At 71.6% G+C, this 12286-nt stretch carries 7 protein-coding genes; 3 read left to right on the forward strand and 4 right to left on the reverse strand.

Going from position 1 to position 12286, the window contains the following annotated elements:
* The first annotated feature begins 139 nt into the window (after positions 1-139).
* Together MQE23_RS02190 and MQE23_RS02195 are read left to right on the forward strand one after the other, a co-directional pair.
* Positions 140-3046: a tetratricopeptide repeat protein gene (locus MQE23_RS02190; protein ID WP_243378024.1), complete on the forward strand. Its 2907-nt coding sequence runs from the start codon at positions 140-142 to the stop codon at positions 3044-3046.
* A gap of 151 nt (positions 3047-3197) precedes the next feature.
* Positions 3198-5075, forward strand: coding sequence for a sulfatase (locus MQE23_RS02195; protein WP_243378025.1), 1878 nt, complete (start codon positions 3198-3200; stop codon positions 5073-5075).
* On the opposite strand, the gene MQE23_RS02200 is transcribed toward MQE23_RS02195, so the two are convergent.
* The 3 genes from MQE23_RS02200 to MQE23_RS02210 all read right to left on the reverse strand — a co-directional run bounded on the left by MQE23_RS02200 (position 5047) and on the right by MQE23_RS02210 (position 8272).
* On the reverse strand, positions 5047-5760 hold the full coding sequence (locus tag MQE23_RS02200) for an alpha/beta hydrolase (protein ID WP_037666132.1): 714 nt from the start codon (positions 5758-5760) through the stop codon (positions 5047-5049). The two genes, MQE23_RS02195 and MQE23_RS02200, sit on opposite strands and share 29 nt — an antisense overlap.
* A gap of 66 nt (positions 5761-5826) precedes the next feature.
* Positions 5827-6681 (reverse strand): alpha/beta hydrolase, encoded by an 855-nt coding sequence (locus tag MQE23_RS02205; RefSeq protein WP_243378027.1) that lies wholly within the window; start codon positions 6679-6681, stop codon positions 5827-5829.
* Positions 6682-6745: 64 nt separating this feature from the next.
* Positions 6746-8272, reverse strand: a complete 1527-nt coding sequence (locus MQE23_RS02210; protein ID WP_243378028.1) for an acyl-CoA synthetase — start codon at positions 8270-8272, stop codon at positions 6746-6748.
* Positions 8273-8427: 155 nt separating this feature from the next.
* On the opposite strand from MQE23_RS02210, the gene MQE23_RS02215 reads away from it, so the two are divergent.
* Positions 8428-10866, forward strand: a complete 2439-nt coding sequence (locus MQE23_RS02215) for a penicillin acylase family protein (RefSeq protein ID WP_243378030.1) — start codon at positions 8428-8430, stop codon at positions 10864-10866.
* 52 nt (positions 10867-10918) lie between these two features.
* On the opposite strand, the gene MQE23_RS02220 is transcribed toward MQE23_RS02215, so the two are convergent.
* The gene (locus MQE23_RS02220; protein WP_243378031.1) at positions 10919-12184 is read right to left on the reverse strand and encodes a DUF418 domain-containing protein; all 1266 of its coding nucleotides are present in this window, start codon (positions 12182-12184) and stop codon (positions 10919-10921) included.
* Positions 12185-12286: the final 102 nt, after the last annotated feature.

Raw genomic sequence — 12286 nt, forward strand, 5'->3', positions numbered from 1 at the left:
TGGCGGCATGGGCCCCCTGCCCCGGGGAACATTGGCAGATCAAGTGCCTGACGGGCGACGCCCGATTCTGCGATGATTTCCCTCGGCGCTCAGCCATCGGGCGATCGGTACGCATCTCGGGGGAAATGTGTCGGATCCAGTGACACTGGCCATCGCGACCACTCTGGCGGCCAGAGGGGCCGAGGCACTGGCCGGCGGGATCCAGAGCGCGTGGGGCAGTCTGTCGCAGATGGTCCGCGCCCGCTTCCGGGGAGACACCGAGGCGCAGGCCGCTCTGCAGGAAGCGGAGGAATCGCCCGAGAACGCGGGCGCTCTCGAACGACTCGCCCGCGTGCTGGAGACGACTGCCGAGGACGACCCCGACTTCGGCATGCGGCTGCGCTCCACCTGGGTGGCGGCACATCATCAGGCCGTCGCCCGCGAGGACGGCGTGGTCGGTCAGTCTTCCGGGAACTCCGTCGGCGGACATCTGATCCAGGCCCGCGAAGTGCACCTGGCTCCCGTTCAGAATCCGCTGCCGTCCTATGTCCTGGCGACCTCACGGCTCCCTCCCGACGTGGCGGGATTCACGAACCAGACGGAGAAGATCGAGCAGCTGGACTCACTGCTGCTGCCCGGCGGCAACAGGGCGACCGGCCGGCCTCCCGTGATCATCTCCGCCATCGCCGGGACCGCGGGCGTCGGAAAGACGGCGCTCGCCGTCCACTGGGCACACCGGGTGTCGGAGTACTTTCCCGACGGGCAGTACTACATCAACCTGCGCGGGTACGCCCACGACGCCCCGCCGCTGTCCTCCTCCGAGGTGCTCGGCAAGTTGTTGCGCATCCTGGGCGTGCCGCCGGACCGCATTCCACGCGACGCGGACGAACAGGCGGACATGTTCCGCGGTCTGCTGGCCGGGCGGAAGGTGCTCATACTGCTCGACAACGCGCCGGCGGACGCCGAACAGCTCCGCCCCCTCATCCCCGGCCACACCGGCTCCTGCGTCCTCGTCACCAGCCGCAACGACCTGGCAGGCCTCACCGCGACGCACGGCGCGCGCAGAGTCGCGCTGGACGTGCTGAACCTCGGGCACGCGGTGGACCTGCTGGACGCCGCCGTAGGTGACGCGCGTATCTCCGACGAACCCGAAGCCGCCCGGGAACTGGCGCGGTTGTGCGGTCGCCTGCCCTTGGCGCTGCGGATCGCGGCCGCCTGGCTCGGCAGCCATCCGCAATGGAGCATCGCCGACTACGTCGACGAACTGCGTGAGGGCGACCGGCTGGCCGCGCTCGCCATCGCCGGTGACCATCAGGCCGCGGTGTCGATGGCCTTCGGGCTGTCCTACCGGGCGCTGCCGGACGCGGCGCGCCGGCTCTTCCGCCGGCTGGGCCTGCCGACCGGCACCGATGTGAGCACGCAGGCCGCCGCCCAGCTGTTCTCGGGCTCGGTCGCGCAGACCCGGCGCCTGCTGGACCTGCTGGTCGAGGCCCATCTCATGGAGTGTCCACGCCGAAATCGCTACGGTTTCCACGACCTGCTGCGGTTGTACGCCAAACAGCGCGCCGACGAGGAGGAGCCCCAGGTGGAACGGACCGCCGCACTGCGTCGCATGCTCGACTTCTACGTCTGCCGCACCCACGAAGCCGTCACCCTCGTCGCTCCCCGAGCGCTGCGGCTGGATCTTCCGGAACGCCTGGCGCAGGGCTCGGGCGGCACGGCTGTGCGGCTGACGGACCCAGGCTCCGCGGAGGCCTGGCTGGAGGACGAGCGAAGCAATCTCGTAGCGGCCGTACAGGACGCCGCGGCTCAAGGGGAGCCCGAATCGGCGTGGCTGCTGGCCGACGCCCTGCAGGGGTATTTCGCGGAGCACGGCACCGGTCCCGACTGGCTGGCCACGTCGGAGGCCGGTCTGCGTGCCGCGAAACAGCAGGAGGATCCGCGGGTTCTGGCCGCACTGCACATCGGCCTTTGCGCGGCGCACGTCAAGTTCGGCCGGACGGAGACAGCCGTCGAGCAAGGAGAACACGGCCTGGCGGCGGCCCGTGCCGCGGGCTGGAGCGAGGCCGAGGCCGAGGCACACACGCACCTCGCCTACGCGCATCGCCGTGCCGGACAACTGGGAGAGGCGTTCGAGCACCACCAGCAGGCTCTCGACCTGCTGCGCGGCGGCGGTTCCGCCGAGGACGAGGCCCGGTGCCTGAACGACATCGGCAACGTCCTGTGGGATCTCGGCAGGCTCGAGGAGTCGCTCGAGCACTTCCAGCAGTCGCTGGCGATCAACCGCCGTCTGGGGCAGCACCGCTACGAGTCCGTGAACCTCGACAACGTGGGCTCGGTCCTCTGGGCCCTCGGAGACTTGAGGGCGTCCGCGCAGCACCTGACCGCCGCGGTCGACCTGGCACGGCGCAGCGGCACCTCCCCGCACCACCGGGCCGACGCCATCGCGGCCCTCGCGCGCACGCACCGCGATGCCGGACGCTTCGACCAGGCCCTGGAACTGGCCTCGGAGGCGTACGAACTGGTCGGCGGCAGCGGGCACCGCTGGCTGGAGTCGTACGTGCTGGCCATCCTCGGCGGTGTCCACGCCGACACGGGCAACCACGACATCGCGGACGAGTACCTGCACACCGCGCTCAGACTGGCCCGCGAGGCGGGCTTCCAGCGGGGTGAGATCATCGCGGCCAGGGAACTCGCGGCCCTGCACCGTGCCCGTGGCGATCTGGAGCGCGCTCTGGACCTGGCGTCCGAGGCCCGTGCGCTCACGGGCGACAGCGAGTACGCGGTGCTGCGGGGACAGGTGCTGACGGAGATCGCGTCCATCCACCGAGCCCGGGGCGACCAGCAGTCGGCGTCGACCTGGGCCGAGCAGGCCCTGGAGGTCCACCGGTCCACCGGCCACCGCGTCGGTGAGGCGAGGGCGCTCCGCGTTCTGGGCGACAGCCGGTTCATCCTCGAAGGGGCGGACAGCGCGCAGTCCACCTGGCGGCAGGCACTGCACCTGTTCGAGGAGTGCGGAGCCACGGCCGACGCGGAGGAACTGCGCCGCACCGCCGGAACGTTCTGACTGGTCCGGCTTGCGGCGTACTCTTTGCGCGCGGTTGACCTTCGTCGTTGAACAGGCGGTGACGGTCGGCCGTACGGAGCATGACGGACCCGGCCTTACGAACCTGGTCCGCCGCGCCAGCAGCAAGGCCATGTACGGAAGGAACCTCCGCGTGTCGCACCACACGCCGTCTCGTCACCTGCCCGACACCGAAAGGGAAGTCGACACCGCCGCGGCCGACCCGGCGGACGACGGCACCGAGCCCGCGGCCGTCACGGAAGAAGCCGCGTCAGCCGAGACGGAGCCCCGGGACAGCAGCGACACGGCTACGGATGTGGCCGCACCGGCCACCGCCCAGGAACACGACCGATGGCGCGGATGGCGGGCATGGCGTGGTTGGCGGGCAAGGCGTGGTTGGCGGGCAAGGCATCCAGGCGCGGCGCGTGCCTTGAGTGTCGGCGCGACCGTCCTGGCCGGCGCGCTCGTGGTCGTCGCGCTGCTGCTGCCGAACCGGATCGAGCGGATCGAGTTCGCCTCGTTCGTCCGTATCCCCGCCGAGGGTGTGCTGCTCGCGGGTCTGCTGCTCGCCCTGCCGCCGCGGCCCCGGCGGATCATGGCCGTCGTCTCGGGCCTGTTCCTCGGGCTGGTCACGGTGCTGAAGTTCGTCGACATGGGCTTCTACCAGGTGCTGGCCCGGCCCTTCGATCTGGTCCTGGACTGGATTCTGATCGAGAACGCCACGGACTTCCTGAGGGAGACGTTCGGCCGTACCGGACAGGTACTGGCGGTGATCGGCGTGATCGTGCTGTTCGTCGCGGTGCTGGTCCTCACGACCCTCGCCGTGGTGCGGCTGACGAACCTGATGGTCCGGCACCGTCCGGTCGCCGCCCGTACGACGCTGATCCTCGGCACGGCGTGGATCACCTGCATGACCCTGGGCGTGCAGATCGGCACCGTGCCGATCGCCACGAAGGGCAACGCGGAGTTCCTCGGCAACCGCGTGGAGCAGGTGCGCGCGGGTCTGAAGGACGCTCGGGTCTTCCAGAAGCAGGCCGCCGTGGACGCCTTCGCGAAGACGCCGCCGGACCAGTTGCTCACGGGCCTGCGCGGCAAGGACGTCCTGTTCACCTTCATCGAGAGCTACGGCCGCGTCGCGATCGACGACCCGGCGATGGCGAAGCAGACCGACGCCGTGCTGAAGGAGGGCACCGGCCGGTTGAAGGCGGCCGGGTTCGAGTCCCGCAGCGGCTGGTTGCAGTCGCCGGTGACGGGCGCGGGCAGCTGGCTGGCCCACTCGACCTTCCTGTCCGGTCTGTGGATCAAGAACCAGCAGCGGTACCGCAGCCTGACCACCAGCGACCGCATGACGCTGACCAACTACTTCGGCAAGACCGGTGCATGGCGGACCGTCGGCATCGTCCCCGGCGTGCGCCGCGCCTGGCCGGAGGGGAAGTACTTCGGCCTGGACCACATCTACGACTCGGAGCACCTCGGCTACCACGGCCCGTACTTCAGCTGGACGCCCGTGCCCGACCAGTTCAGCATGGAGGCCTTCCAGCGCCTGGAGCACGGCAAGAAGAACCGTGAGCCGATCATGGCGGAGATCATCCTGGCCTCCAGCCACAACCCCTGGTCCCCCATCGCCCACATGATCGACTGGGAGGACCTGGGCGACGGTTCGGTGTTCCACCGGATCAAGAAGGAGGGCACCGACCCCACGGAGGTCTGGAAGGACCCGGAGAAGGTGCGCACCGAGTACCGCAAGGCCATCGAGTACTCGATCCGCAGCCTGACCGAGTGGGTCGAGCGCTACGGCGACGAGGACACGGTGCTCGTCTTCCTCGGCGACCACCAGCCGGTGCCGACGGTCACCGCCGGGGACACCGGCAAGGACGTGCCGGTCACCATCGTCGCCCACGACAAGAAGGTCCTGGACCGGGTCGCCGACTGGGGCTGGAGCGACGGCCTCAAGCCGGCCCCGGACGCGCCCCGGTGGGGCATGGACAAGTTCCGCGACCGTTTCATGACGGCGTACGGTCCACAGGGCTGAGGAACTCCACCACCGCCGCGAGGAACTCCTCGGGCCGTGCCTCGTGCACGAGATGCCCGGCGTCGATGGTGACGCGCCGGGCATCGGGAAGCAGTTCTGCGAGGGCGTCGAGCTGCTCCTGGGGGATCAGGCTGGTCGGCCCGCCACCGATCAGCAGCGTGGGCATGGTGATCCGCCCCATGTGGTCCCACCACACGGGATCCGGGGCGTTGCGCTGTGCGTCGGTGGCGAGGATCATCGCCCAGTCGTACGGCAGGTCCCCGCCCGGAGGTTCGGCGGGTGGGCGCTGCGGGTCCAGCGGGATGGGTGCGGGTACGTCCTCCAGCACCAGCCGCCGTACGAGCCGCGGGCTGTGCTGGGCGAGCAGGCAGGCGACGGCGCCGCCGAGCGAGTGGCCCACGACGTCGGCGCGGGCGATGCCGAGCGCGCCGAGGAAGGCGAGCACGTCGTCGCGCATGGCCTCGTAGGCGTATCCGCCGGGCCAGTCGCTGCGGCCGTGCCCGCGCAGGTCGGGGGCGTACACCCGGCGGGGCCCGGCGGCCAGCGCGGGGGCGGTCTCCGCCCAGTCGGCACCGTCGGCCCCGCGGGCGTGCAGGAGGACGACGGGCGGCGCGTCCTGCGGCCCCCAGACGCGGTAGGCCTGGGTGATGCCGTTCGCCCGTACCGTGCGCGGTTCGAAGTCCATGCCGGGCACGGTAGCGGGGTGTGGGCCGCGGGCCGGACCCGCTCTGCGGACAGCAGAGGAGGTCCGTTACTCCCCCTCGGTGCCCCGTTCTTGGAAGAAGCGTGCGACGCGTCGCACGAACCACTCCGGGTCGTCCAGCCACGGGTAGTGGCCCGCCCCCGGCTGCACCGCGAACTCGGCCGCCGGGAATGCCTCGGCGGCGCGCCGGGCCAGTCCGGGACGCGGGCCGCCGTCGACCTCACCGGCGAGGACGAGCACCGGGGCGGTGACGCGGGCGAGCGCGGTCCGTGTCGCGTCCGGGTCGTAGGCGCCGTCCGCCCCGTAGCGGTCCGCCGCGTCGTCGTTGGTCTCCTGCTCCTCGCGGTCGGCGTGGGCCCGGGCGGCGTCGTCCCAACGGCCGTAGAAGAAAGGCAGGAACACGGGGTCGAAGTCACCGGTACCGGACAGCCAGGCCTCGAACGCCGGGAACGCATCGGCGAACCAGGGTTCCGGCACGCGCAGCCGGGCCGCCGCCAGCCGGTCCTCGGCCGTCGCCGGCATGCCCAGCGCCCACGGGGTGGCGGTGATGAGCGCCAGCCGTCCCAGCCGGTCCGGATACCGGGCCGCGTACAGCAGGGCGAGGCTGCCGCCCGCCGAGTGTGCGAGCACGTCCATCCGCTCCAGGCCCAGGTGGCGGCGCAGCGCCTCGACGTCGTCCACGAGCCGGTCGCAGCGGTAGGTCGCCGGATCCTCGGGCACCGCGGACTGTCCCGTGCCGCGCAGATCGAGGAACACCAGCCGCCGGTGGGCGTCGAGTCCGCCCAGGTTCCCGAGGTACGCGGAAGCGCGCATGGGCCCGCCGGGCAGCACGACCAGCGGCTCCCCCGCACCGCGCAGGTGACAGGCGAGCCGGGTCCCGTCCGGGGCTGTGAAGATCGGCATGGCGTCGATCCTCACGCTCTCCGGGTCTTCGGCACAACAGGTTTCGCCGAGAGGCGGCGAGGGGTCACCCGTCCGAGGCCGCTAGTCCCGGCCCGCCCCCGAGGCTCTTCCTGAGCTCCCGCTTGAGGATCTTCCCGCTGGCGTTGCGCGGGAGGCTCTCCACGAACACCACCCGCTTCGGGGCCTTGAAGTGGGTGAGCTTCTCGCGGGTGTGGGCGATGAGTTCCGCCTCGGTGACCTCGCCGCGCGGGACGACGACGGCCGTGACGGCCTCGATCCAGCGTTCGTCGGGCAGTCCCACGACCGCAACCTCGGCGACTTGGGGATGGGTGTAGAGGGCGTCCTCGACCTGGCGTGAAGCGACCAGTACGCCACCGGAGTTGATGACGTCCTTCACCCGGTCGACGATCGTGTAGTAGCCGTGCGCGTCCCGTACGGCGAGGTCGCCGGAGCGGAACCAGCCGTCGCGGAAGGCCTCGGCGGTCTCCTCGGGCTTGTCCCAGTAGCCCTCGCACAGTTGCGGAGAGCGGTAGACGATCTCGCCGGGGGTGCCGTCCGGTACGTCCTTGCCCTCCTCGTCGACGACCCGCGCGTCGACGAACAGCACCGGACGGCCGCAGGAGTCCATGCGCCCCTTGTGTTCGCCGGGGGCCAGGACGGTGGCCAGGGGGCCGATCTCGCTCTGTCCGAAGCAGTTGTAGAAGGCCAGTCCGGGCAGGCGTTCCTGCAGCCGTTCCAGTACGGGGACCGGCATGATCGACGCCCCGTAGTACGCCTTGCGCAGGCCGCTCAGGTCGCGGGTGGCGAAGTCGGGGCGGTTGGACAGGGCGATCCAGACGGTGGGCGGGGCGAACAGGCTGTCCACGCGGCCCGCTTCGACGAGGTCGAAGAGCCGGTCGCCGTCGGGCGCGTCGAGGATGATGTTCGTCGCGCCGACCGCGAGGTAGGGCAGCAGGAAGACGTGCATCTGCGCCGAGTGGTAGAGGGGCAGCGAGTGCGCGGGACGGTCGCCCGCACTGAGGTCGAGGGCGGTGATCGCGCTCAGGTACTCGTGCACCAGGGCTCGGTGCGTCATCATCGCGCCCTTGGGCAGGGCGGTCGTCCCCGACGTGTACAGCAGTTGCACGAGGTCCTCGGTGCGCGGCTCGGGGCCGTCGTACGGGGGCGCCTCGGCCAGCCGGGCGAGGAGGGAGTCGTCGGCGTCGCGCAGGGGCAACGACCGTACGCCGTCGGGGAGTCGTCCGGTGAGGTCCGGGTCGGCGAGGACCAGGGTGCTGCCGGACTGGCCGACGATGTAGGCGAGGTCGTCGCCGGTCAGGTTCTGGTTGACGGGTACGTGCACCAGGCCCGCGCGGGCGCAGGCCAGGAAGGCGATCAGGTAGGCGTCGGAGTTGTGACCGTAGGCGCCCACCCGGTCGCCCGGGGACAGCCCCTGGCCGAGGAGGACGCTCGCCGCGCGGGAGACGGCTGTGTCCAGTTCGTCGTACGTCCAGGTGCGGTCGCCGTACTCCACCGCGACGCGCGCCGGGGTGCGCCGGGCGCTGCGTCGCAGGACTCCGTCGACCGTGCTGCCGTGTCCAGGCGTCGTCATGACACCTGATCCTCGGTTCACCGCCGGGCCAGGTCAAGGACCGAGCGGCTCAACCCTGCCGCCGCGGGAGGCGTCCGAGGTCATGGGACGGATGTGCGCACGCGGCACGTCCGTTCCCTCAAGTCTCCTTTCCCTCACTGACGTTGGAGGGCACGATGCGCAGCCGCCTGAGACGACTCCTTCTCGGGGCCACGGCCCTGTTCACGGCCGCGTCCGCGTTACCCGCGGCCGCCGCCCCCGGCCCGGGACGGGCCGAGCAGCACTCGTCCCGCGACGGCCTGTCCGCCGTCATCCGCTACACCGAGTACGGCATCCCGCACATCCTCGCGAAGGACTACGCCGGCCTGGGCTTCGGTGCGGGCTGGGCGCAGGCGTCCGACGAGGTCTGCACGCTCGCCGACGGGTTCGTGACCCTGCGGGGCGAGCGCTCCCGGTACTTCGGCGCCGCCGCGGCCGCCGGCGGCGCCCTCTCCGGGGCCAGGACGAATCTCGCCAGTGACCTGTACTTCCGCGGGATCCGTGAGACCCGCACGGTGGAGAAGCTGCTCGCGAAGCCGGCGCCCGTGGGCCCGAGCCGTGAGGTCCGGGACATGATGCGCGGCTGGGCGGCCGGTTACAACGCATGGCTGAAGCAGAAGAAGATCACGGATCCCGCCTGCGCGGGCGCCTCCTGGATCCGTCCGGTCACCGAACTGGACGTGGCGGCCCGTGGTTTCGCCATCGCCTCGATCTCCGGCGAGGGGCGCTTCGTGGACACGATCACAGCCGCGCAGCCACCGAGCGGAGCCGGCACCGCCTCCGGCACCCCGTCCTCCCGGCCCGCCGCCCGCACGCCGGACGCGAAGGCCGTGGCGAAGGCGGCCGACGAGCTGTGGGGCGACCCCGGCATGGGCTCCAACGCGGTCGCCTTCCGCGGCGACACCACGGCGAACGGGAGCGGTCTGCTGCTGGGCAACCCGCATTATCCGTGGCAGGGCGGGCGCCGGTTCTGGCAGTCGCAGCAGACGATCCCCGGCGAGCTGAACGTCTCCGGTGGCTCTCTGCTCGGCACTCCGGCGATGTCCATCGGGTTCAACGCACATGTGGCGTGGAGCCACACCGTCTCGACCGGCATTCCGGCCAACTTCCACCAGCTGTCGCTGGATCCGGCCGATCCCACGGCATACCTCGTGGACGGCGAGCCGGAGCGTATGAGGAAGCGGACCGTGACGGTCGCGGTGAAGGACGGCGCGCCGGTGACCCGCACTCAGTGGTGGACCCGCTACGGCCCTGTCGTCACCTCCCTGAACTCACAGGTCCCCCTGCCGTGGACCGGTACGACGGCCTACGCCCTGCACGACCCGAACGCCGCGAACCTCCGCTTCGCCGACACCTCGCTCGGCCTCAGCAAGGCGCGCAGCACGGATGACGTCCTCGGGTCCCTCGCCCGGCACCAGGGCATCCCCTGGGGGAACACGATCGCCGCCGACCGCGCGGGGCATTCCCTCTTCACCCAGTCCCAGGTACTTCCGCGCATCACCGACGAGTTGGCGCAGCGCTGCTCGACGGCGCTGGGCAGGACCACGTATCCGGCGTCCGGTATCGCGATCCTCGACGGCTCGCGCGGCGAGTGCGCCCTCGGCAGCGATCCTGACGCGGCGGCGCCGGGAATCTTCGGGCCGGCGCGGATGCCGACGCTCAAGGACGCGCCGTACGTGGAGAACTCCAACGGCACCGCGTGGATGACCAACGCGGACCGGCCGATCAGCGGATACGAGCGGGTCTTCGGCACGGTGGGGACGCAGCTCGGCCTGCGCACGCGCGGCGCGCTCGAGGACGTTGCGGCGATGGCGGACCGGGGCCGGCTGACCGTACGGGACCTGCAACGGCAGCAGTTCGCCAACCGGGTGCCGGCGGGTGATCTCACCGCGACGGACGCGGCACGGGCGTGTGCCGCGCTGCCCGGCGGCACGGCGACGGGCGGTGACGGCAAGGCCGTCGACGTGTCGGAGGCCTGTGCCGTGCTGGCGGCGTGGGACCGCACCATGGACACCGGGAGCCGGGGAGCGCTGCTGTTCGACCGGTTCTGGCGGAAGCTGGAGCAAGGGGTGCCGGAGGCCGAGTTGTGGAAGGTGCCCTTCTCGGCGGCGGACCCGGTGCGTACGCCGAACACGCTGAACACGGACGCGCCCGGCTTCGCCGTCGCCCTCGCCGACGCGGTGGCGGAACTGCGCGCCGCGGGCATCGCGCTCGACGCGCCGCTCGGCGCCCACCAGTTCGTCGTCCGGGGCGGTGAGCGCCTTCCGATGCCCGGCGGCTCGGGCAGGCTCGGCGTGTGGAACGTGCTCGAACCGACGTGGAACGCGGCCCGGGGCGGATACACGGAGGTGCCGTTCGGCAGCAGTCACCTCCAGGCGGTGGGCTGGGACGGCGGCCGCTGCCCGGTGGCCCGCACCCTGCTGACGTACTCCCAGTCGTCGAACCCCGATTCGCCGCACTTCGCCGACCAGACCCGGCTGTTCGCCGGTGAGCGGTGGGTGACGTCACGCTTCTGCGAGAAGGACATCCTGTCCTCGCCGAAGCTGAAGGTCGTGCGGGTGCACGAGCGTCGCTGACCGCGGCTGAGGGGTGCCGCTCCCGGTGGGAGCGGCACCCCCGTTCGACGCGTCACGCCCGGCCGGCCCGGGGCCCGTACATCAGCCGTCGCAGCACCGCTTCGGCGGGGCCCCGGCGGCCGGCCCGTTCCAGGGCGTACGCTCCCGCCACCGTGACCAGCCAGACGGCGAACGCGAAGAGCGCCATGGTCGTGCTGCCCAGGTGCGCGCCGAGGCCGAGTCCCCAGGCGGCCAGCACCGGGGCGAAGAGCAGCGAGTGGGCGAGGTAGCAGGACAGGGACCGTTTGCCGACGGACGCCACCGCCGTCACCGCCGTGGCGCCGCGGCGGGGCCCGCGGGTGGTCCACCAGTGCGCGAAGAGGGCGACGGCCGCGACGTAGCCGAGGCCCGCGGCGTTGCCCGTGATGTCGCGGAGGGCAGTGAGCGCCCCGGATTCGCTCTGCATGTCGTCCGGCACGTCCAGGACGCCGAGGTGGGCGAGGGCGGCGGGCAGTGCGCCGAGCCAGCCGGCCGCGATGCCGATGACAGCCGTCCTGCGCAGCAGCCTGCGGTGGCGGCCCGGTTCCTCCAGGATGCGGCGGCGCGCGGCCCAGAAGCCGAGCAGGAAGATGATGTACCCGCCGGCGACGAGGGTCAGCGGGGCGGCGGCGAAGGTGATGAACAGGCCGGTCTGGAGCCGGGTGCCCGCCGCGGTCAGCCAGTTCTCCTCGTCGGATGCGTACGCCTTGAAGCCGGCCTCGGCGTCCGCATCGCCCAGCGTGCCCAGCTCGCCCTGGATCAGCGCGTTGATGACGGGCCCGGCCGTGACGAGGGCCATCAGGGCGACTCCGATCCAGATCCACCACGTCAGGGCGCGTTCGCTCCGCCGCAGGAAGGCCAAACCCAGGACGAGGCTCAGGACTCCGTAGAAGCCGAGGATGTCCCCGGCCATCAGCAGGGTTGCGTGGGCCAGGCCGATGACGATCAGCCAGAGACTGCGCCTGCGCAGGACCTTCGCGGCCTCGCGCCCGTCGGTGCCGGCCGCGGTCTGCCGGAGGTAGAGCTGCATCATGCCGTAGCCGAAGAGGAAGGCGAAGAGCGGGTAGATCCGCAGGTCGAGCACCATGATCATGGTGAACTGCACGGCGTGGTCCAGCCACGAGCCGTCCACGGGCTGCCATCCGGAGGGCCCGCGCCGGGCCGCCCACAGATGGAAGGCCGTGTTGGACAGCACGATGCACAACAGCATGATCCCGCGGGCGAGATCGGGGGCGAGTGCCCGTTCGCCCGGCCGTACGCCCCCACGCCGCAGCGGTCCTTCTTCGGTCGCGATCGTCATGGCTCCACGCTAGGAAGGCGGGGTGCCGCCGGACATCGGCCGGAGGGCGAGCGGGCGCCGACCAAAGGATGACGCCCGGGACCGTCGGCGCGACCAAAGCCG

Source organism: Streptomyces sp. HP-A2021 (assembly GCF_022807935.1).
In the GTDB taxonomy this organism is placed as follows: domain Bacteria; phylum Actinomycetota; class Actinomycetes; order Streptomycetales; family Streptomycetaceae; genus Streptomyces; species Streptomyces afghaniensis.